We start from the raw sequence: 21,793 nt of genomic DNA, 5'->3' as shown, positions 1-21,793 counted from the left end.
GCCCCGATCCGCGTGACGCCCCCTGCCAGTGGCTACCCGCCCGCCGCGGCCCGGCCGCATGCGCGCCCCCGCCCGTGCACCCGTGCGCCCCGCGTGCAGGATCGATGCTTTGCGCGCCACGGCCGGACGCCCGTAACCCAAGGTGATGGCGGTAGTTGAGTGTGTCGTGGAAGAGACCATCGGAGTCACGGAAGCCGCGCAGATCCCCCAGCAGCGAGGTGAGCAGCTGCTGGACAATGCCGTGCGGTACGCGGAAGAGCGGCACTGGGACGTGTTCCCCGGCACCTGGCTGGAGGCGGTGGAGGGCATGGAACGCTGCTCGTGCGGCGACACCGCATGCCCGGCACCCGGCGCCCACCCGGCCAGGCCGGACTGGGCGAACCAGGCGACCGGAAGCGCGGTCGCCGCGCGCCGAATGTGGTCGAAGCACCCGAGGGCGTCGATCTTGCTGCCGACGGGCCGTACCTTCGACGCCGTCGACGTCCCGGAGTCGGCCGGCTTCCTCGCGCTGGCGCGTCTGGAGCGGATGGATCTCCCGCTGGGCCCGGTGACCTGCACCCCCGACCGCCGGATGCTGTTCTTCGTACTGCCCGGAGCGGCGGTCAAGATCCCCGACATGATCCGCACCCTCGGCTGGACGCCGAGCGCCATCGATCTGATCGCGCGGGGCGAAGGTCACTATGTCGCGGCGCCGCCGACCCGTATCGGCGGCCATGGCGCGGTGCAGTGGGCGCGCCGCCCCACCCCGGCCAACCGATGGCTGCCGGACGCCGACGAGTTGATCAGCCCGCTGGCGTACGCGTGCGGGCGGGAGGCGGCGGCGGAACGGGCCCGGCGTGGATAGAAGGTGCCGTACTTAAGGTGGTCCCGTACAGAACACATTTACGGGGACATCGAAGGGCAGGGGCACCATGCCGGACCAGGCAATTGGAGCCGAAGCGGCGGGCGGAGCGCGAACAGCGCCGCCCGCCGTTCGCGTGGAGGGACTGTGGAAGAGGTTCGGCGAGCAGATCGCGGTCGCCGGTATCGATCTCACGCTCCCCGCGGGCAAGTTCATCGGCCTGGTCGGACCGAACGGCGCGGGCAAGACGACGACCCTGTCGATGGTGACGGGCCTGCTCCGCCCGGACCAGGGCAGGGTCGAGGTGTCGGGCCACGACGTGTGGCGCGACCCGGTCGAGGTGAAGTCCCGTATCGGCGTACTGCCCGAGGGCCTGCGCCTGTTCGAGCGGCTCTCGGGCCGCGAACTGCTCGCGTACAGCGGGCGGCTGCGGGGCCTGCCGGGCGACGAGGTCGACAAGCGCGCGGCTCAGCTGCTGGATGTACTGGACCTGGCGGGCGCGCAGCACAAGCTGGTCGTCGACTACTCGACGGGCATGCGAAAGAAGATCGGTCTTGCGGCCGCGCTGCTGCACAACCCCGAAGTGCTGTTTCTGGACGAGCCGTTCGAGGGCGTCGACCCCGTCTCGGCGCAGACCATCCGCGGAGTCCTGGAGCGGTACACCGCATCGGGCGCGACCGTCGTCTTCTCCAGCCATGTGATGGAGCTGGTGGAGTCGCTGTGCGACTGGGTCGCTGTGATGGCGGCGGGCCGGATTCGCGCGCAGGGCCCGCTCGCAGAGGTACGGGGCGATGCGCCGTCGCTGCAGAACGCGTTCCTGGAGCTGGTGGGGGCGAACGGCCGGGACACCGGCCACTCGCTGGACTGGCTCGGCGGCGGTGGGGCCAGGTGAGCACCTCCGCTCTCACCCCCGTCTTCATCCGTCTCAAGCTGTCGCTGCTGCGCAACGGCCTGCGCCAGTCGTCCGGCCGCAGGGCCGCGTACATCACCTCCGTCGTCGTCACCCTGCTCTTCGCGGCACTCCAGCTCATCGGCCTGATTGCGCTGCGCGGAAACGATCACGCGGCGTCGGTGGTGGTGCTGTTGACCGGTGTGCTCGCACTGGGCTGGGCGGTCATGCCGCTGTTCTTCCCGAGCGGGGACGAGACGCTCGACCCGACGCGTCTGGTGATGCTGCCGCTCCGGCCGCGGCCGCTGGTGTCGGCGCTGCTCGCGGCATCGCTGGTGGGCATCGGGCCGCTGTTCACGCTCTGCCTGGTGGTGGGCTCGGCGTTCGCCCTGGCGCACGGTGCTTTCGCCGTTGTCGTCTCGGTTCTCGCCGTGCCGCTCGCCCTGCTGGTGTGCGTGGCGCTGGCGCGCGCGGTCGCTGCGGCGAACATCCGTCTGCTGACCTCGCGCAAGGGCCGCGACCTGGCCGTGCTCAGCGGCCTGGTGATCGCGGTGGGCATCCAGATCGTCAACTTCGGCGCGCAGCGCATCGGCGACGCGGGCGGCCTCTCCGCACTCGACCCGGCGGCGGCGATCGTACGGTGGCTCCCGCCGGCGTCCGCGATCGGCGCGGTGGACTCGGCGAGCGAGGGCTCGTACGGAGTCGCCGTCGCCCAACTCGCGCTTTCCGTAGTCGCTCTGGTCCTGCTGCTGGGCTCCTGGCAGCGCAGCCTGACGAAGCTGATGACGTCCCCGGACGGCTCGACGCTGGCCGCGGCCTCGGAGCCGACCCGCAAGGAGTCCGCATCGGGCCTCCACCGTCTGCTGCCCGAGGGCCGTACGGGCACAGTGATGCAGCGCAGCCTGCGCTATGTGTGGCGGGACCCGAAGACGAAGGCGGCATGGGTGACGGCGCTGGCGATCGGTCTGATCGTGCCGATGTTCAACGCCCTTCAGGGCACCGGCTCGATCTACTTCGCGTGCTTCGCGGCGGGGATGCTCGGCATCCAGATGTACAACCAGTTCGGGCAGGACACCTCGGCGTTCTGGATGGTGGCGCTGACGATCTCGTCCACGAAGGACGCGTACGCCGAACTGCGCGCTCGCGCCCTGGCGTTGCTGGTGATCACCCTCCCCTACACCGCGCTCGTCACGGTGCTGACCGCTTCGCTGCTGGGCAACTGGAAGGCCCTGCCCGAGGTGCTGGGTCTGTCCTTCGCGCTGCTGGGCGCGATGCTGGCGACGGGCGCTGTGGCATCGGCCCGCTTCCCGTACTCGATCCCGCAGGACAGCGCGTACAAGAACGTCGCACCCGGGCAGGGCGGGCTGGCCTGGATCTCGATCTTCGGCGGCATGATCTCGGCGGCGGTGCTGTGCGCCCCGGTGATCGCCCTGACGATCTGGCTGCACGCGTCGAGCGGGGAGTCGGCGACGTGGCTGCTTCTGCCGGTGGGCGCGGCGTACGGCCTGCTGATCGGGTGGGCGGGCGTACGGGTGGCGGCGCCGCAGACGGCGAACCGGCTGCCGGAGATCCTGGCGGCGGTCAGCAAGGGGTAACGGACCCTGCACGCAGGGTGCTTCGCACTCGTAAAGTAGCGTGAGGCGCATGTCGACGCCGCCTCCGAACCCCTACGGGCAGCCGCAGTACCCGCAGCCTCAGCAGTATCCGCAGCAGGGGTACGGGGGTCAGCCTCCGTACCCGCAGCCCCGGTACGGCCGGCCTCCGTACCCGGGGCAGGGCGGCTGGGGCGGGCTGCCGACGGCGCCGCCGATTCCGCCGCCGAAGAAGAACCGGACGGGACTGACGATCACCCTCGCGCTGGGGTCCGTCGTGCTGCTCCTGGGCATCGCCTGGTTCGGGAACAACGTCACCGTTCGAAAGGGTGGCGGCAGCGGCTTCCCCGAGGCGCAGTACCGGCTTACGCTTCCCCCGACGCTGCTCGACGGAAAATACAAGCTGGACAAGGACCTGTCCGACAGCACCCAGGACGAGTTGGCGGGGACGAGCCAGGCCAACATCCGTGACGCCAAGGGCACCACGGCTCGGTATCTGTCGCAGGCCGAGGGCGGCGTCCTGGTCCTGTCCGGCATGCACGGCCGCATCAAAGACCCCGACGAGGCCCGCAGCAGCATCCTGAAGGGCGCCGGGGACGCGAAGGGTTCCACCATCGCCGTACCGCCCAAGGACTTCACGCCGGCCGGTTCGGAAGTCACGGTGACCTGCCAGGTGTTGACGTCGGAGCAGGAAGACGGCGGAACGTCCGCGTTCGCCATGTGCGCCTGGGCCGACGACAACACCAACGCCGCGGTCGCCCTGACCAGCGTCAAGACCGCGAAGCAGTCCCCCGAGGAGATCGACCTCGAGGCGGCGGCGGTAGCGACGGTGAAGGTGCGCGAGGAGACCCGTCAGCCGATCGGCTGACGGGCCCGTCCCGCACGACGGGGCAACGTGCGCCCCTGGTCGCTCAGTTCGCTGCCTTCGCTCAGTTCTGCAGCAGCGACTCCAGAATCGCCTCGTTCGGCGGCAGCACCCTCGCCTCGACACCGCTCGGGCACCGCGGATCGAGCCGGAGCCTGGCCAGATCGCGGTCGGCGACGCCCCAGGCGTACCAGGACGACCGTTCCCAGGCCAGCTGCGGCGGGTTGTACCAGCCGTCACCGAGGCCGCCGAGTGCCACCTCGGCCTGGGCGAGCCCCGGTCCGAGCCGGTAGACGAGGCCGCCGAACACCGACGCGTACACCTGGCCGCGGTGGACGCTCAGTTCGCCGTAGCTCGGCAGCTTGCCCGTCTGCAGGACCGTGCGCGTCTCGAGGTCCATCGCAAACCAGTTGCCCGCGACCCGCTTGTAGACCCCGTACAGCACACCGTCGTGCACCTCGATGTGCTGAATGCTCGCGTAGCCCTCGACCGGCGCGACCTCCCACAGCACCTTGCGGCGCCGCAGGTCGAAGGCGACGATCGTCGCGCTCGGCCGGGTCGGTGGCACACTGCCGCCGCCCCAGGTGTCCCCGGCGAGATACGCGATGGGGCAGTCGTCCCTGTCGTCCAGCGCGACCGACATCACGCTCTGGTCGACGATCACGTCCTTGTAGACCGTCAGCTTGCGCCGCCAGGTGTCCACCACGGTCAGCGCGCCCTTGAGCAGGCCGACGCCCGGGGCGCTCGACAGCAGCAGCAGGTCTTCGTCCTCCACCCGCGCGAGGTCCGTCGGCCGCTGCTGGTCGCTGTTGACGAAGCCCAGCGACCGGACCCTGCCGCGGTCCGGGTCGAGTTCCAGGACCTCGGTGCTCGGGTACATCGCCGCGTACACCTTGCCGCCGACGACCCGCAGCTGCTTCGGCTCGCCCGCGACCCTGATCCGCCGGGACGTGCCGTTCTCCGGCCGGTGGGTCGTGATCGAGAAGTGCCCGCCGACATGCACCGTCCCGTGCGAGCCGTACGTCATGGACTGCACGGGATCCGGTCCGGACAGGCCTGCGTCGATCAGCTCCAGGATGTCCGACTGGCCGGAGGCCAGATCCAGCCACCAGAGCCTGCCGCTGCCCGCGCCACCGAGCAGTGTCTCGCCGGCGAGTGGCACCAGCCCGCGGTGCTCGTCCCCGCTCACCGGTGCGACGACCGGCACGAGCGTGTTGCCGTCCCGCCGGTAGACGGTTCCGGTCGGGCGGCCGACGCAGTACAGCGTGCCGTCGTCCGTCATCGTCATCGCGTCGATCAGCCGTTCCGGCGCGGGCGTTGGGATCACCCGTGCGTCACTGCCGTCCGGCGCCATGTCGACGAGGTACTTGGTGAGCGCCGCGATCACCCGGCCGCCGCGGGCGATCATGGCGGCCCCGCCGCCATAGGGGGCCGGGGTGAGGTTGGTCTTCACGCCGGTCGTCCGGTCGTACGCGACGACATAGCCGGATGGCAGCGTTGCCGCGTAGACGTTCCGCTCGTCGGCGGCGATCGCGCGTACATACTGCTGACCGGGCACGGCGTTGCCGAGATTGCGCAGGGCGCCGGTACTCGGTTTGTACTCCCACACTTCGCCGCGCGGCGAAGTGCCCGCGTAGACCGTGCCGTCGGGCGCCGTGGTCAGACACCAGACGAAACCGCCCGCCGGACCGACCGTGCCGATCAGCTTCACCTCGCCGGTGGCCGGGTCGAAGCGGTAGATGTCCGGGAACGGATAGGTCCCGAGGTAGACCTGCCCACCCGATACGGTCGCCGCCCAGCCGCCTTCACCGCGACCGAGCCGGACGGTTCTTGTGAGGGTTCTGGACGTCAGATCGATTTCGCCGAGGAGCGGCGGACTCTGACCACGGGCGACGACGTACGCGCGGTCGCCGAGGGTTGTCATAGCGACTATCGCAGCCGTCAACGATGCGACGCCGTACGTCGAGATGGGGGTACCGGAGCAGGTATCCCCCGTAGTGGTCGTTCCGGTCGTGCTGGTCCCGCTGGTGCTGCCGACTGGGTCTGCCGTGCTCGTTGTGCCTGCTGGGTCGGCGTTCGCCGTTCCCGGAGCCGCGAGCTGCCCCGCCACGGACGCCAGGGCGAACCCGGCACCGGCATGCAATAACCGCCTGCGTTCCATGCGTCACTCCCTGAGACTCGGAGACCCCACTCAAGGTAGATGCGGATCAACGGCCCGTCAGCGATCTCGCACGGGTTCGATCAGAATGTCTTGCCGCGGTGCAACCCCGCGGGATTAGCACCCGTATACGTTCCGCCCTCGCCGACGGAACTCGCAATCGCCGCAACACCCCTGACAGAGCGACAGTTTCCAGTCGATGCGGCCTTCGCGCGCAGCGAGCCGTCCGCACATCAGTGCAGCTCAGGCGATAGTTTTCCATTGCACCACCGAAGATCGTCCATATGGTGGACACCCCGCCGCACCCGCTCCGAGCTGCCCGAACGACCATTCGGTCACCCCCGAACGAACGTACGCGGCCGGAAACGGGCGATGAACATGCGCTCACTGTCCGCATGCGCAAGACTCCCGACCGCAATCACCCCCCGAGCGAAGGAGTTTCACACATGCGTTACATCCGCAACACAGTCGCCGCAGCCGCCACGACATCCGCACTCCTGCTGACCGGCACCACGGCGACCGGCGTCGCCCAGGCCCAGCCCACGCAGCAGACCCAGGCGAAGGGCCTGTACGCCCCCTCCGCCCTCGTCCTCACCATCGGCATGGGCGAGACCGCCGCGACCGCCACGGTCGAGCGGGCCGTCACCCTGACATGCGCCCCGCGCCCCGACGGCACCCACCCCTCGCCCGCGACCGCGTGTAAGGAACTGAGCTCGGTCGACGGCAAGTTCGCCGCGCTGGCAGAGCAGCCGTCGCACAAGATGTGCACGCGCCAGTGGAATCCTGTGGTGATCACCGCCCAAGGCGTCTGGCAGGGCAAGCGGGTCGCCTGGTCGAAGATGTACGGCAACCCGTGCGAGATGGAAGGCAGCATGGCCGACGGAACCGTCTTCGCGTTCTGACGGCTGCGCTCACGCGACGTTCCACGAGGCCGGTAGCTCACCCCCGCAGCAGACGACCTCGATCGTAAGCATCGACGACGCCGACCTCGCCGACCGCCCAGCCGTTGCCGCCGCGGCTGCAGGCGATCCCTCCCCCCGCACCGGGCACACCGGCTCTCCCGTAACTCCGCTGTCCCGCCCAGGAGTTCGCCACCCGGCGCGGGCGCCCGCTCATGGCGTCAGTACGCCGTCCAGGAACGGCTCGATCGCCGTCCGCCAGCCGTCCGGCTGGTCGTAGTGCACCAAGTGGCCCGCGTCCGCCACCTCGCCGTATTCACCGCGCGGCAGGACCCGCACCATCTCCTGGGCCTCAGCGCGGCCCAACTCCCCGTCCAGGCCACGGACCACCAGCGTCGGGCACTGGACCTGGGCCAGCTCTTCCCAGTGGGCGTCGTGGACCCACGTCTCGCGGGACTTGAGCATCTGCCGGCGGGAGAAGACCGGGCGCCAGCCGTCCGCCCGCTCCGCCATGACCTCCGCGAAGAACTCACCGCGGGCCGGATTGTGGCGCTCCACCCACGGGTCATCCTCGCCGAACCACTTCCGTACGTCCGCCAGCGTCGCGAAGGGGACCGGCCAGGAGCGGAACCAGTCGTCCCATTCGCGCTGCGAGGCCGCGCCCAGCGCCGAGGCGCGCATGTCGCAGATGATCAGGGCCTGGACCAGATCCGGGCGCTTGGCCGCGAGCTGCCAGGCGGTGAGTGCCCCCATCGAGTGACCGATCAGGGTCACCGGGGCCAGGCTCAGCTGTTCGATTGCCGCCTCCGCGTCGGCAACGTACGCCTCGCGGGTGAAGGGGCCCTCCGCCGGCTTGTCGCTGCGGCCGTGTCCTCGCTGGTCGAGCGCGACCGCCCGGTGGCGCTCGGCCAGCCAGCGGGCCGTGGAGGCCCAGTGCGAGGCACGGCCCATCAGGCCGTGAAGCAGTAAGACCCCAGGGGCATGCTCACTCTCGCCGCGCCCCTTGGGCGGATCCGCGAACTCCCAGGCCGCAAGGCGTACGCCGTCGGCTCCGGTCACGTCGATGCGCCGCACCATCTGGCCTGGCACCCCCTTCTCTCCCCCGGTGGTCGAGCTCCGTCTCGTCCTGCCAGACTATCGAACCTCTATTCGAAAACTGGGGTCTGGCGCGCAACACCGCTCGTTCGAGTGACCGCCCTCAAGGATTGACTCGCGTGGCCGAGGGGAGATCTTCTGCGGGAGGCGGGCCGCTCGGGGAAAACGGTCCGAGGGGACTGACCCTGGGAGCTCGGGGCTCCGGGTCGGAACAGGGGAGGACAGGCCCCGGCGCCCATAGGCGCCGGGGCCCTCCTGTGGAGAGGGGACGAGGTGCGGGCCCTCGTGCGGAATGCGCCTCGCCGGCGGGCGGCGCATGGCTTGCGGGACGTGCGCGATGCGCGTGATGGGCACGCCGCACCGGCTCTGCGGGATGCACGGGACGAGCTGAGCGCGTTGCGGTGCGCGCGGGGCGTACGACGGGCGCATACCCTGATCCTCCCCCTGGCCTCGCCGGGGACCCCCACCCCCGGCCATGGGTCATAGCCTCAGCCCCAGCGTGGCACGCGATTCGCCCGGGCGCTGCCATTCCGGACGGAAAACGGTTACTGGCGGGTGAAGAACGGCTACCGGCCGGTGTCGGCGAGGGGCCTACTGCTTGGCCACGAACACATGCGAGGCCACATCCGCCTCCAGCTCCGCCGCCTCACCACTGCTGCCCACCAGCACTCCGCCCGCGGACTCGGTCACGCTGACCACCGAGCCGGGCTGGACGCCCGCCCGCCGCAGTGTGTACATCAACTGCGCGTCCGTCTGGATCGGCTCGCCGATGCGTCGTACGACCACGGTCTTGCCGTCCGCGCCCGGGTCCAGGTCCGCCAGTGAGACCATGCCGTCGTCCAGGAACGGGTCGGCCTCCGCCTTCTCGCCCAGCTCCTCGAGGCCCGGGATCGGGTTCCCGTACGGCGACTCCGTCGGGTGGCGCAGCAGCTCGAGCACGCGCCGCTCCACCGCCTCGCTCATCACATGCTCCCATCGGCACGCCTCCGCGTGGACCTGCTCCCACTCCAGGCCGATCACGTCGACGAGCAGACACTCGGCGAGCCGGTGCTTGCGCATCACACGCGTCGCCAGCCGCCTGCCCTCTTCGGTCAGCTCCAGGTGGCGGTCGCCCGCGACCTGCACCAAGCCGTCCCTTTCCATACGCGCCACGGTCTGGCTCACCGTCGGACCGCTCTGGTCGAGCCGCTCCGCGATTCGGGCGCGCATGGGCACCACACCTTCCTCTTCCAGTTCGAGGATGGTGCGGAGATACATCTCCGTCGTGTCGATCAGTCCGGACATACGTGCCCCTCGATGCTGTGACTTGAAAAACAGTCGTGCGCTGGCCCCGACTCAATTCTGACGCATCCCGCTGACAACCGGGCCATGCCGGGGGAAGCCGGTCGGTGAGACCGTATTGACAGGGGAATGGTCCAGACCGCAACGTGATCCGCGGCACTGGTATTCCCCCAGCGGTCCGTCTGCGTACTCCTTACGTACCCATCTGCGTTCCCCACCCCCCGGAAAGGGCTCGGCGATGAGCGAGAGCAAGCTGGCCGGTCAGTTCTTCGACGCCGCGATCGGTCTGCTGCAGCACGTACGGGACGAGGAGTCGGCGAACATCGCCGACGCCGGGGCCGCGATCGCCGACACCGTCGCCGCGGGCGGCCGCCTCTTCGCCTTCGGCGCCGGGCACTCCTCGCTCGCCGCGCAGGACGTCGTCTACCGGGCCGGCGGGTTCGCCCTGATGAATCTGCTCGCCGTCCCCGGTGTGGTGGGTGTCGACGTGATGCCCGCGACGCTCGGCTCGGCACTGGAGCGCGTGGAGGGGCTCGCGGGCGCGGTCCTCGACTCCAGCCCGGCCAAGCCGGGCGACGTACTCGTGATCATCTCCCTGTCCGGGCGCAACGCCCTGCCCGTGGAGATGGCCATGAACGCGCGGGCGCTCGGGCTCAAGGTCATCGGCGTGACATCGGTGGCGTACGCGGAGGGGACCAAGTCGCGGCATGTCTCCGGCACCTTCCTCAAGGACCACTGCGACATCGTGCTCGACTCGAAGATCGCGGTCGGCGACGCGGAACTCACGCATGAGGGCATCGAGGCGCCGTTCGCGCCCGCGTCCACCGTGGTCACCAGCGCGCTGATGCAGGCGACGATGGCGGCGGCGGCCGAGCAGCTCGTGGCGCGGGGGATCGAGCCGCCGCTGCTGCGCTCGGGGAACGTGGACGGCGGGCACGAGTGGAACGGGCGCGTGATGACGGAGTACGGCGACAGGATCTTCTTCCGGCACTAGAGGGAGAGCGGGGCTTCAGGCTCGGCCCGAGCCGATTCAGCCCCGCCGGCGCTTGAGGCGCGGGGTCCGGGGCGGCGATCCGGCAGGGCGCCGACCCGTCACTCCTCCGTCAACCGCGCCAGATCCAGCGACGCCGCCACCAGCACCGCCATGCTCTCCGCATACACCGCGTCCGCCCGCTCGAAGCCCGGGCGGCTCGTGCCCCTCAAGAACGTCACCACACCCAGCGTCCGCCCCCGGCTCCGCAGCACCGTGCACAGCGCGTGCACCGCGTCCCGCGGCCACTGGCGGTCCGCAGCCCAGTCGCCCGTCGCCGACGCGGCCCCCGACGCGGGCGCGCTCGCGCGGACCGAGCCGTTGCGGTCGGCCGCCTGGAGCGCCGGGTGGCCCTGCGGGTAGCGGACCGGGATGCCGCCACCCGCCACCGGGACGCACGGCCCCGGCGCACCCGACGGCGTGGCCGCCGCGCGGATCAGACGTTCGCCGTCCGGCTCGACCAGATCGATCAGCGCATGGTCCGCGAAGCCCGCCAGTGCGAAGTCCAGATACGCCGTCGCCGCCTCCATCGGGTCCTCGCACTCCGCGGCGGCCCGCCCAGCCCGGTGGAGCTGGCTCGACCGGAAGCGCAGCCGGTCCGCCTCCTGCTCGGCCAGCTTGGACTCGGTCACATCGTGGAACAGCCACCCGACCCCGAGCGGCACGGGCTCCTCCGCGAGCGGCGAGGCCAGCCGCAGAAAACCGCTGCGCCAGCACCGCCGCTGCTCGCCCTGCGAGGTGCTCAGCGTGACCCACAGTTCCATGAGCCCACGCGGCGCCCCTTCCGCCAGCACATGGTGGAGCGCGCCCTCCAGCTCCTCCACGCCCTGGACGACCAGCTCACCCAGCGGACGCCCGAGCGGAGACGTACGCCCCGCGCCCAGCGCCCGGGCCGCGTAGCCGTTGACGACGGTCGGCCGCAGATCCACATCGACCAGGACGACTCCCCAGGACGCGTCCTCGAACAGCGCCTCGCTCAGCGCGATCGACCGCTCCAGGTCGATCTGCGCATGCACCTCGCTGAACGCGCAGTACACCCCCGCGGGCTTCCCGTCGGCGCCCAGCACCCGCGCCGACTGGGTCCGTACGAGAACCCGCCCGCCGTCCTTGCGCAGCAGCGCGAACTCATGGACCTGCCGCCCGGGCGCGTCCATCGCGGCCATCAGCCGCCCCTGCACCTCCCCGGCATCGGCGGTCCGCACCGCCCACCCGGCGAACCCGCGCCGCCCGACGGCCTCCTCGGCGGACCAGCCGAGAATCCGCTCGGCCTCGCGGTTCCAGTGCGTGATCGTGCCGCCGGCGTCGAACGCACAGAGCGCGGCATCCATCCCGTCGAGCAGCGCCGCGAGCAGTTCCGACCCGGGCACCGGCGCCGAATCCTCCAACCCCGCGCCCTCCCGGTCCGGCTCGTCGGGCCCCAGCGCATTGGTTGTCTCACTCCTGGAAGCACTCATCCTGAACCCCCTGGCAGGACGCGTCCGCGCGAATTGTGCACGTCAGATCATTCAACTGGAACGTGATGCAGGACACACCCTGTTCCCGGAAATCGTTGCCTTCTGGAAATTCGGTTGTGAGGTCGCGGACCGCTTCCTAAGGTGTGGGGCACACGCGAAAGGAGGTGTTCCGGAAGTGATTTCTTCTCGGACTCGTGAGGTGGCTGCGGGCTGACAGCCCGTCGTCGCACTCTGTGTGCAGCCGACTGACCGTCGGCCGAAATTCCAAGCAGTCACCGACCCGCGGGCTCGCCGGTAAGTCCGGCCGGCTCCTCCTCGGAGGAACCAGAGCCCGCGGGTTTCTGCGTTCACCGGCAGGCGAACCTCACGGCGACAGCCGCTCCACCCGCCAGGAGGACGCCTTCTCCGCGCCCTCCGCCCCCGTACGGACATACCGCAGCCGGTCGTGCAGCCGGTTCTCGTGGCCCTGCCAGAACTCCACCGTCTCCGGCTCGATCCGGTAGCCGCCCCACTCCGGCGGTGCCGGGACCTGTTCGCCCTCCGGGTAGCGGGTCGCCAGCTCCTCGTATCTGCGCACCAGCTCGTCGCGCGAGCCGATCACCGAGGACTGCTCGCTCGCCCAGGCGCCGAGCTGGGAGCCGTGCGGGCGGCTGCGGAAGTACGTGACGGTCTCGTCGCGGCCGATGCGGGCCGCCGTGCCCGTGACGATGACCTGGCGGGCCAGCGCGTGCCAGGGGAAGAGCACGGCGACGTGCGGATTGGCGGCCAGCTCTTGGCCTTTGCGCGATCCGTAGTTGGTGTAGAAGACGAAGCCGCGCGCGTCGTACTGCTTCAGCAGCACGGTGCGGGAGGAGGGGCGGCCGTCCCGTGTGGCCGTGGAGACGATCATGGCGTTCGGTTCGTGCAGACCGCTGGACGCGGCTTCCAGGAACCAGCGTGCGAACTGGTCCATGGGCGCGGGAGTCAGCTCCGTCTCCGTGAGCACGGTGGAGCGGTACTGCTTCCGCATGGCGGCGGGGTCCGGGGTCGGGACGGGGAGATCCGCGTTCGCGGCGGCGGCGTGGTCGGTCACGGGGCCATCCTGCCGCAGGGGCCGAGTTTGCCCGGCGCGGAGTGCCGCTAACCCTCCCCATCCGAAATGGGGCAGTGTGCCGGACGTCACGCTTCCCCGCATCAGCCGGACCGGCCAAAATCTTGGGTCGGGCCACTGTGGCCTCCATACAGCAGGGGATATCGTGCCTGCCTCTCCGGCGGTTGGGTGACCACCAGCCGCACGGGGCATCACCGGGGTGACGGATCCACGCCGACCCTTGCCTGTCGCACACATCTTGAGGAGCCGCCTGATGTCCGACTTCGTACCTGGACTCGAAGGAGTCGTCGCGTTCGAGACGGAGATCGCCGAACCCGACAAGGAGGGCGGCTCGCTTCGCTATCGCGGTGTGGACATCGAGGATCTGGTCGGCCATGTCTCGTTCGGGAATGTGTGGGGTCTGCTGGTCGACGGCGCGTTCAATCCGGGGCTGCCGCCCGCCGAGCCCTTCCCGATTCCGGTGCACTCCGGTGACATCCGCGTCGACGTGCAGTCGGCGCTGGCGATGCTCGCCCCGGTGTGGGGTCTGAAACCGCTGCTGGACATCGACGAGGCGCAGGCCCGCGAGGATCTGGCGCGTGCCGCGGTGATGGCGCTGTCGTACGTCGCGCAGTCGGCGCGCGGACAGGGGCTGCCGATGGTCCCGCAGAGCGAGATCGACAAGGCGCAGTCCGTCGTCGAACGGTTCATGATCCGCTGGCGCGGTGAGCCGGACCCGCGCCATGTGAAGGCCGTGGACGCGTACTGGACCTCGGCCGCCGAGCACGGCATGAATGCGTCGACGTTCACAGCACGCGTGATCGCTTCCACGGGTGCGGATGTCGCGGCGGCGCTCTCGGGCGCGGTCGGCGCGATGTCGGGGCCGCTGCACGGTGGTGCTCCCTCCCGTGTGCTCGGGATGATCGAGGAGATCGAGCGCACGGGTGACGCGACGGCGTATGTGAAGCGGGCCCTGGACAAGGGCGAGCGGCTGATGGGCTTCGGGCACCGGGTCTACCGGGCCGAGGACCCGCGGGCGCGCGTACTGCGCCGTACGGCGAAGGAGCTGGACGCGCCCCGGTTCGAGGTCGCCGAGGCGCTGGAGAAGGCCGCGCTCGAGGAGCTGCACAACCGCCGCCCGGACCGGGTCCTGGCGACGAACGTGGAGTTCTGGGCGGCGATCATGCTGGACTTCGCCGAGGTCCCGGCGCACATGTTCACGTCGATGTTCACCTGTGCCCGTACGGCGGGCTGGTCGGCGCACATCCTGGAGCAGAAGCGGACGGGCCGTCTGGTGCGGCCGTCCGCGCGCTATGTCGGTCCCGCGGCGCGCAATCCGCGCGAGATCGTCGGTTACGAGGACATCGCCGGCTGACGCTCCTCGGCCGGCAGGTCCGCGTGGTGGCGGGCGGCGACCAGTGGGTGGGCCCGCAGCTTGCCCTTGAGCTCGTTGCGGCCGTACTCCGCGAACAGCGGATTCGCGGGGTCTACGGTCACGCCCGGCGCGTTCGCCGCGTACGGGAACGGCAGCGGCTCGATACGGGCGTCCAGGCGTGGGTTGTAGAAGAACGGCACGGAGTAGCGCTCGACGGCTCCGGGCGGGCTGACCACGCGGTGGTTGGTGGCTTTGAGATAGCCGTTGGTGGCGACCTCGAGGAGTTCGCCGAGGTTGACGACGAACGCGCCGGGCAGCGGCGGCACCTCGTGGAAGAGCCCGTCGCCGCGCTCGACCTGGAGGCCGCCTATCTCGTCCTGGTGGAGCAGGGTCAGGAAGCCGTAGTCCTTGTGGGCGCCGACGCCCTGGCCGCCGTCGGATGCGCTGCCGGGGTAGCGCACCAGCTTGAGGTGCAGGTGCGCGCGGTCGCCGAAGACGGCGTCGTAGAAGTCCGGGGGCGCGCCGATGGCGGCGAGCAGTTCGTGCAGCAGCTTGTCGGCGACGGCGCTGAGCCGGTCGATCCAGGCGAGCGCGGCGGTGCGCAGCTCGGGCACGGCCGCGGGCCACTGGTTGGGGCCCTCCAGCCACCAGTAGCCGGGCTCGCCGGGGCCGGGCACATGGGCGGGACGTTCGGCGCCGATGTCGAGCTGGTCGCGCCAGTCCTGGGTGCCGCCGGTGCGTTCGTCGCCGATGCGCGTATAGCCGCGGAAGTGCGGCGAGTTGACGTTGTCGATGGCGAGCCGGTCGGCCTCGGGAAGTGCGAAGAAGGCGCGCATGGCGCTGGTGAGGGCGGTGGTCTCGGCGCCGGTGACGCCGTGCCCGGTGAGCTGGAAGAACCCGACGTCATGGGCGGCGCTGTGCAGCTGGGCGTGCAGCAGGGCCCGCGCCTGGGGGCCGCGGTCGGCGGCGGAGAGGTCGATGACGGGAAGCTGAAGGTACGACATGGATGCATCCGCGGGGTGTACGGGGTCCCATGGGGCCGCCGGGGGTGGGGCGGGGCCACGGGTGCCGGGTGGAGAGGGGGCTGTGCGCTGGGTCAGACGGAGCGCGGACAGCCCATGCTCGTGACGCGGACGTAGTCCACGTGGCGGCGTCGTACGAGCAGAAGCATTCGCCCAGGGTACTGCCCGGGCCCCGAAAGGCGCATGGCGCGGGTCACACCGGCGGCGGCCCGGCCGTCAGCCCAGTGCCTCCTCCAGCAGTGCCGCCCACTGGGCCACCACCCGCTTCCGCCGGGCCGCGTCGTCCGTGAGGAGATTGGCGAGGCCAAGTCCGCGGGCCATGTCGAGCAGCCCCTGGACCGTCTCCCGCACCCCGGGCACGGACTCGTCGACCTCAAGGAGCTGGACCGCGATCCGGTGGGTCTCGCGGCCGACCCGGGCCTCCAGCTCGGTGACCCGGGGGCGCAGTTGCTCCTCGTTGGAGGCGGCGACCCACAGATGCAGGGCGGCCCGGAACAGCGGACCCGTATAGAGGTCGACGAGTGCCGCCACGACCGCCGTGCGGTCCTGGGTCGGCAGCGCGCGCAGCGCCTGCGAGCGCTCTTCCGCGACGTACTCGACGGCCGCCGTGAACAGGTCCTCCCTGGTCGGGAAGTGGTGCTGCGCCGCACCCCGAGAGACTCCCGCCCGCTCGGCGACCACCGAAACCGTCGAGCCTGCCCAGCCGTGTTCGGCGAGGCAGGACACCGCGGCCTCCAGGAGACGCTGTCTGGTGGCCCTGCTGCGGTCCTGCTTGGGAGGGGTCACAACACCCATGCGGGGTCCCGTCGTTCGAGGAATGCCGTCATCCCCTCGCGCGCCTCGGCGGAGGCGAAGAGGGAGGCCGAGCGCTGCACCAGGTCCTCGGCGTCCCGGTCGAAGGCCTCCAGGACCCTGGCCGCGAGGAGTTCCTTCGACGCGGCTAGACCCTGCGGCGACGCCTTGCGCAGCCCGTCGAGCACCGGGGCGAGCGCCGCGTCCACATCGTCGGCGGCGAGGGTGAGCAGTCCGGTGCGGGCCGCCTCCGTCGCGTCGAAGCGCTCGCCGGTGAGGTAGTAGCGCTCGGCCGCGCGCGGGTCCATGCGGGGCAGCAGGGGCAGCGAGATGACGGCGGGCGCGACCCCGATCCGTACTTCCGTGAACGCGAAGTCGGCGACGCTCGCCGCGGCCGCGATGTCACAGGCGCCGAGCAGGCCGAGGCCACCCGCGCGCACATGCCCGGTGACGCGGGCGACCACCGGTTTGGGCAGGGTGACGATCTGCCGCAGCAGCCCGACGAACGTGTACGGGTTGGGCGGGGCCTTGAGATCGGCGCCCGCGCTGAACGTGGACCCGGTGTGGGTGAGCACCACGGCCCGTACGGACTCGTCTTTGGCGCAGTCCGCCAGCGCCTGCGCCAGCTCGCCGACCAGCCGCGCCGACAGGGCGTTGCGGTTGTCCGGCGAGTCCAGCGTCAGGGTGGCGATGCCGCGCTCGTGTGCCGTGGCGACCAGCGGCAGGCGTTGGGTCACGTGTTCTCCCTCTCCCGGTCTCTCAGTTCACGCCTGAGGATCTTTCCCGACGCGGCGCGTGGAACCACTCCGATGAATTCGACGCGGCGGATCTTCTTGTACGGCGCGACGTGCTCGGCGACGAAGGCGATGATGTCGTCCTCGGTGAGGTCTGCGGCGGCCGGCTGCCGTACGACGTACGCCTTCGGGATCTCGTTCCCGTTCTGGTCGTACACGCCGATCACCGCGGCGTCCGCGATGCCCTCGTGGGTGAGCAGGAGCGCTTCCAGCTCGGCGGGCGGGACCTGGAAGCCCTTGTACTTGATGAGTTCCTTGACCCGGTCGACGACGAAGAGCCAGCCGTCGTCGACGCGGCCTATGTCGCCGGTGTGCAGCCAGCCGTCGGAGTCGATCATCTGGGCAGTTGCCTCGGGCCTGCCGAGATAGCCCTTCATCACCTGCGGGCCGCGGATCGCGATCTCGCCCTCCTCGCCGGGGCCGGCGTCCTTGGCCGGGTCGTCGAGGGACACGATCCGCATCTCGGTCGACGCGATGAGCTTGCCCACGGTGCCGGGAGGCGGGTTCTCGGCGCCGAGGGGGACCAGGTGGGTGCCGGGAGAGAGTTCTGTCATGCCGTACGCCTGGCCGATGGACGGCAGTCCGAGCCGCTTCGAGCAGGCCGCGGCCAGGCCGGCGTCCAGGGGTGCGGCCGAGCAGATGATGTATTCCAGCGACGACAGGTCGAACTTCGCGACCGCGGGGTGCTTGGCGAGGGCCAGGACGATCGGCGGGGCGACGTAGATGGCGTTGATGCGGTGCTTCTCGATCGCCCCGAGGAAGCTCTCCAGCTCGAAGCGGGGCAGGACGACGACGGTGGCGCCCTGCCGCAGCGGCGCGTTCATCAGGGCGGTGAGGCCGTAGATGTGGAAGAACGGCAGCACGGCGAGGATGCGGTCGCCGGGACCCATCGGCATCAGCGGCTTGAGCTGGGCGAGGTTGGTGGCGATCGAGCGGTGGGTGAGCATCACGCCCTTGGGGATGCCGGTGGTGCCCGAGGAGTACGGCAGGGCCGCGAGGTCCTCGGCCGGGTCGATGACGACATCCGGCTCGGGTGCGGTCGAGCCGAGCATGTCGAGGATGCTCACATGCCCGTCGGCGCGGTCGCAGACGAAGATCTCCTCGATGCCCGCGGCCAGTTCGGCGGCCCTGCGGGCGACTTCGAGCAGCGGTGAGACGGTGACGATCCAGCGGGCGGAGGAGTCACGCAGCTGCTTGGCGAACTCCTCCGCCGTGGCGAGCGGATGGACGGTGGTGACGGAGGCGCCTGCGCGGGTCGCCCCGTAGAAGACGGTGGGGTAGGCGACGGTGTTGGGGCTGTGCAGGGCGAGGACATCGCCCTTGCGCACGCCCGCGTCGGCGAGGGCGGCGGCGATGCGCCGGTGGAACAGGTCCAGCTGTGCGTACGTGACGGTGGTGCCGTTCACCCCGTCGACCAGGGCGATCGCGTCGCCGTACTCGGCCGCCCGGCCGAGCACCGCGTCGTGGATCGCCTCGGTGACGGACGGGACATCTGCGTACTCACTCCGAAACACCATCGTGGCCCCTCGCTGTGTCCTCCGTGTGGACGGCCAGAATCTCCTTTATCAGTACGACTTGGGGAGACCCAGGGACTGGTGGGATACGTAGTTGAGGATCATCTCCCGGCTGACCGGGGCGATCCGGGCGACGCGGGCGGCGGTGATCAGGGACGCGAGGCCGTACTCCCGGGTGAGGCCGTTGCCGCCGAGGGTGTGGACGGACTGGTCGACGGCCTTCACACAGGCCTCACCTGCGGCGTACTTGGCCATGTTGGCGGCCTCGCCCGCGCCGATGTCGTCGCCTGCGTCGTAGAGCGCCGCGGCCTTCTGCATCATCAGTCGGGCGAGTTCGAGCTCGATATGGGCCTGGGCGAGAGGGTGGGCGATGGCCTGGTGCGCGCCGATGGGCTCTCTCCAGACCTGCCGGGTCTTCGCGTAGTCGATGGCCCGGGTCAGTGCGTACCTACCCATTCCGATGGCGAAGGCGGCGGTCATGATGCGCTCGGGGTTGAGCCCGGCGAAGAGCTGGAGGAGACCGGCGTCCTCGTCCCCGACGAGCGCGTCGGCGGGCAGCCGTACATCGTCGAGGACCAGCTCGAACTGCTTCTCCTGGGCCTGCAGTTCCATGTCGATCTGCGAACGCTGGAAGCCTTCGGCGTCGCGGGGGACGATGAAGAGGCACGGTTTGAGCGCCGGTGCGGCCCCCGGAGAAGATGCAGTTTCGGTGCGGCCGACGACGAGGGTGGCGTCGGCGATGTCGACGCCGGAGATGAAGACCTTGCGCCCGGTGAGTATCCAGCCGTCGCCGTCACGGCGCGCTGTGGTCGTGATCCGGTGCGAATTGGACCCGGCGTCGGGCTCGGTGATGCCGAAGGCCATGGTGAGGGTGCCGTCGGCGAGCCCGGGCAGCCACTTCTCCTTCTGCTGCTGCGTCCCGAACCGGGCGATGACCGTGCCGCAGATGGCGGGTGAGACGACCATCATGAGGAGCGGACAGCCCGCGGCGCCCAACTCTTCGAGAACGATGGAGAGTTCGGCCATGCCGCCCCCGCCGCCGCCGTGCTCCTCTGGGAGGTTCACGCCGAGATAGCCGAGCTTCGCGGCCTCGGCCCACAGCTGTTCGCGTTCGTATCCGCGTCCGTGGCGCTGTCCGAGCGCGGCGACGGCGGCACGCAGTGCGATGTGTTCCTGGCTCTCGATGGTCATGACGCGGTGTCCTCCTCCTGTGTGGCTTCCGCCATTGCTTCTGTGACGACGGCGAGCAGGGCGCCGACCTCGACCTGACGGCCGGGTACGGCGTGGAGCGCGGTGAGGGTGCCGGAGGCGGGCGAGAGGATGCGGTGCTCCATCTTCATGGCCTCCAGCCATACAAGGGGCTGCCCCTGAGTGACCTTGGCCCCTTCGACGAGCCCGTCCCCGATGCGGACGACGGTCCCGGGCATGGGGGCGAGCAGCGACCCGGGCTCGGCCCGGTCCTGCGGATCGGTGAACCGTGGCCGCACGGCGAGCGCGTGCGCGCCGGTGGGGCTGTCGATGTGGACGTGCCCGTCGCCGTGATCGGTGACGTCGAAGGGCCGTACGACTCCGTCGATCTCGAGGCGTACGCGGTGCGGTCCGGCGTCGACGACCCGTACCCCGGGATCGTCGACCAGCTCGAAACCGCCGCCCCGGGTGGGGCGGTACCGGACCTCGTGCTCGCCGTACGCCTTGACCTGCGGCTGCGACCCAAGGTTCCGCCACCCTCCGATCCGGGAGGCGAGCCCCGCCCCGGCCCGCCCGACGGCCTCGGCGAGCGCGGCCGCGATCGCGGCATGCCGCTCGCCGTCGCCGGGCGCGGCGAGGGCGTCGATGTGCCGCTCGTAGAAGCCGGTGTCGAGCCGGGCGCCGGTGAAGTCCGGGTGCTCCAAGGACCGTACGAGCAGCGCCCTGTTGGTGACGGGCCCGTGCACCCGCGCCCGCCGCAGGGCATGCGCGAGCCGCCGCACGGCGGCGTCGCGGGTGGGGGCCCAGGCGATGACCTTGGCGATCATGGGGTCGTAGTGCACACCGATCGAGTCCCCGGCGGCATACCCGGCATCGACGCGCAGTCCGGTGGCGTCCCCCGGTACGTCCAAAGCCCGCAGCACCCCCGTCTGCGGCGTCCAACCCGTCGCCGGGTCCTCCGCGTACAGCCGCGCCTCCACCGCGTGGCCCCGCGCCTCGGGCGGGTCTGCCGGAAGCGCCTCGCCCTGCGCCACGCTCAGCTGGAGCGCCACCAGGTCGATCCCGAACACCGCTTCCGTCACCGGATGTTCGACCTGGAGGCGGGTGTTCATCTCCAGGAAGTGGGCGCGGCCCTCCGGGGAGATCAGGAACTCCACCGTTCCCGCCCCCCGGTAGCGCACCGCCCGCGCCGCCCCCGCCGCCGACTCGTGGAGGGAGGACACCAGCTCGGCGGACAGACCCGGCGCCGGGGACTCCTCGACGACCTTCTGGTGGCGGCGCTGGAGCGAGCAGTCGCGCGTGCCCAGCGCCCACACCGTGCCGTGCTCGTCCGCAAGCACCTGCACTTCCACATGGCGGCCGCCTTCGATGTACGGCTCCAGAAACACCTCGCCGTCGCCGAAGGCTGATGCCGCTTCGGACCGGGCCGCCTCCAGCTCACCGGCGAGGGAGTCGAGCGAGCGGACGATACGCATGCCGCGCCCGCCGCCCCCCGCCGCCGCCTTCACCAGCAGCGGCAGGTCCGCATCCGTGACCGTCGCCGGGTCCAGGGGCGCTCCGCCCATCAGTTCCTTCGCCCGCGTCTTGGACGCCATCGCCTCGATGGCCGAGGGCGGCGGGCCGATCCACAGCAGGCCCGCGTCCGTCACGGCCCGCGCGAACTCCGCGTTCTCGGACAGGAATCCGTACCCCGGATGCACCGCGTCCGCGCCCGCCGCCAGTGCCGCCTTCACGATCAGGTCGCCGCGCAGATACGTGTCCGCGGGCGCCGCCCCCGGCAGCCGTACCGCCGCGTCCGCCTCCCGGACGTGCAGCGCAGACGCGTCCGCGTCCGAGTACACCGCGACCGTCGCGATGCCCAGCTCGCGGCACGTGCGGAAGACCCGGCAGGCGATCTCGCCCCGGTTCGCGACCAGCAGAGTGGAGATCATCAGT

At 70.8% G+C, this 21,793-nt stretch carries 18 protein-coding genes; 7 read left to right on the top strand and 11 right to left on the bottom strand.

Annotated elements, in window-relative coordinates:
* Positions 1-145: 145 nt before the first annotated feature.
* The 4 genes from ABZS64_RS09260 (at position 146) to ABZS64_RS09245 (ending at position 4,190) form a co-directional block, all read left to right on the top strand.
* Positions 146-844: a bifunctional DNA primase/polymerase gene (locus tag ABZS64_RS09260; RefSeq protein WP_355825371.1), complete on the top strand. Its 699-nt coding sequence runs from the start codon at positions 146-148 to the stop codon at positions 842-844.
* A gap of 67 nt (positions 845-911) precedes the next feature.
* Positions 912-1,733: an ABC transporter ATP-binding protein gene (locus tag ABZS64_RS09255; RefSeq protein ID WP_355825368.1), complete on the top strand. Its 822-nt coding sequence runs from the start codon at positions 912-914 to the stop codon at positions 1,731-1,733.
* Positions 1,730-3,325, top strand: a complete 1,596-nt coding sequence (locus ABZS64_RS09250; RefSeq protein WP_355825365.1) for a transporter — start codon at positions 1,730-1,732, stop codon at positions 3,323-3,325. Before ABZS64_RS09255 ends, ABZS64_RS09250 begins: the two co-directional genes overlap by 4 nt.
* Before the next feature lie 49 nt (positions 3,326-3,374).
* Complete coding sequence (locus tag ABZS64_RS09245; protein ID WP_355825362.1) at positions 3,375-4,190, top strand: hypothetical protein; 816 nt, start codon at positions 3,375-3,377, stop codon at positions 4,188-4,190.
* Between the two features lie 61 nt (positions 4,191-4,251).
* Here ABZS64_RS09245 and ABZS64_RS09240 read toward each other — a convergent pair whose 3' ends face one another.
* The gene (locus ABZS64_RS09240) at positions 4,252-6,111 is read right to left on the bottom strand and encodes a hypothetical protein (protein WP_355825359.1); all 1,860 of its coding nucleotides are present in this window, start codon (positions 6,109-6,111) and stop codon (positions 4,252-4,254) included.
* A 680-nt stretch (positions 6,112-6,791) separates the two neighbouring features.
* Here ABZS64_RS09240 and ABZS64_RS09235 point away from each other — a divergent pair.
* Positions 6,792-7,247 carry a subtilase-type protease inhibitor gene (locus ABZS64_RS09235; RefSeq protein ID WP_355825356.1) on the top strand — a complete coding sequence of 152 codons (456 nt, stop codon included), beginning with the start codon at positions 6,792-6,794 and terminating at the stop codon, positions 7,245-7,247.
* Between the two features lie 210 nt (positions 7,248-7,457).
* On the opposite strand, the gene ABZS64_RS09230 is transcribed toward ABZS64_RS09235, so the two are convergent.
* Entirely contained in the window at positions 7,458-8,321 is an 864-nt protein-coding gene (locus ABZS64_RS09230) for an alpha/beta hydrolase (protein ID WP_355825436.1), read from the bottom strand.
* A gap of 609 nt (positions 8,322-8,930) precedes the next feature.
* Positions 8,931-9,623, bottom strand: a complete 693-nt coding sequence (locus ABZS64_RS09225) for a metal-dependent transcriptional regulator (protein WP_355825354.1) — start codon at positions 9,621-9,623, stop codon at positions 8,931-8,933.
* Between the two features lie 235 nt (positions 9,624-9,858).
* On the opposite strand from ABZS64_RS09225, the gene ABZS64_RS09220 reads away from it, so the two are divergent.
* Complete coding sequence (locus ABZS64_RS09220) at positions 9,859-10,614, top strand: SIS domain-containing protein (RefSeq protein ID WP_355825351.1); 756 nt, start codon at positions 9,859-9,861, stop codon at positions 10,612-10,614.
* A gap of 98 nt (positions 10,615-10,712) precedes the next feature.
* On the opposite strand, the gene ABZS64_RS09215 is transcribed toward ABZS64_RS09220, so the two are convergent.
* On the bottom strand, positions 10,713-12,104 hold the full coding sequence (locus ABZS64_RS09215) for a PAS domain-containing protein (protein ID WP_355825348.1): 1,392 nt from the start codon (positions 12,102-12,104) through the stop codon (positions 10,713-10,715).
* Positions 12,105-12,468: 364 nt separating this feature from the next.
* Entirely contained in the window at positions 12,469-13,113 is a 645-nt protein-coding gene (gene pdxH, locus ABZS64_RS09210) for a pyridoxamine 5'-phosphate oxidase (protein WP_355825434.1), read from the bottom strand.
* Positions 13,114-13,447: 334 nt separating this feature from the next.
* Here pdxH and ABZS64_RS09205 point away from each other — a divergent pair, with 334 nt between their 5' ends.
* A complete protein-coding gene (locus ABZS64_RS09205; protein WP_355825345.1) occupies positions 13,448-14,548 on the top strand; it encodes a citrate synthase 2 in 1,101 nt (366 codons plus the stop codon).
* Here the strand turns inward: ABZS64_RS09205 and ABZS64_RS09200 are convergent.
* The 6 genes from ABZS64_RS09200 to ABZS64_RS09175 all read right to left on the bottom strand — a co-directional run bounded on the left by ABZS64_RS09200 (position 14,527) and on the right by ABZS64_RS09175 (position 21,789).
* Positions 14,527-15,552: a 2-oxoglutarate and iron-dependent oxygenase domain-containing protein gene (locus ABZS64_RS09200; RefSeq protein WP_355825343.1), complete on the bottom strand. Its 1,026-nt coding sequence runs from the start codon at positions 15,550-15,552 to the stop codon at positions 14,527-14,529. The genes ABZS64_RS09205 and ABZS64_RS09200 overlap by 22 nt on opposite strands.
* Before the next feature lie 234 nt (positions 15,553-15,786).
* A complete protein-coding gene (locus ABZS64_RS09195) occupies positions 15,787-16,365 on the bottom strand; it encodes a TetR/AcrR family transcriptional regulator (protein WP_355825341.1) in 579 nt (192 codons plus the stop codon).
* A complete protein-coding gene (locus ABZS64_RS09190; protein ID WP_355825338.1) occupies positions 16,353-17,099 on the bottom strand; it encodes an enoyl-CoA hydratase family protein in 747 nt (248 codons plus the stop codon). The genes ABZS64_RS09195 and ABZS64_RS09190 overlap by 13 nt, the downstream gene beginning before the upstream one ends.
* Positions 17,096-18,673: a 4-coumarate--CoA ligase family protein gene (locus ABZS64_RS09185; protein ID WP_355825335.1), complete on the bottom strand. Its 1,578-nt coding sequence runs from the start codon at positions 18,671-18,673 to the stop codon at positions 17,096-17,098. Before ABZS64_RS09185 ends, ABZS64_RS09190 begins: the two co-directional genes overlap by 4 nt.
* A gap of 48 nt (positions 18,674-18,721) precedes the next feature.
* Positions 18,722-19,861 (bottom strand): acyl-CoA dehydrogenase, encoded by a 1,140-nt coding sequence (locus ABZS64_RS09180; RefSeq protein ID WP_355825333.1) that lies wholly within the window; start codon positions 19,859-19,861, stop codon positions 18,722-18,724.
* The gene (locus tag ABZS64_RS09175; protein ID WP_355825330.1) at positions 19,858-21,789 is read right to left on the bottom strand and encodes a biotin carboxylase N-terminal domain-containing protein; all 1,932 of its coding nucleotides are present in this window, start codon (positions 21,787-21,789) and stop codon (positions 19,858-19,860) included. The genes ABZS64_RS09180 and ABZS64_RS09175 overlap by 4 nt, the downstream gene beginning before the upstream one ends.
* Positions 21,790-21,793 lie beyond the last annotated feature (4 nt).

The organism is Streptomyces sp. NPDC005408 (genome assembly GCF_040606445.1).
Lineage (GTDB): Bacteria > Actinomycetota > Actinomycetes > Streptomycetales > Streptomycetaceae > Streptomyces.
This window is presented reverse-complemented; position numbering and strand designations above follow the sequence as displayed.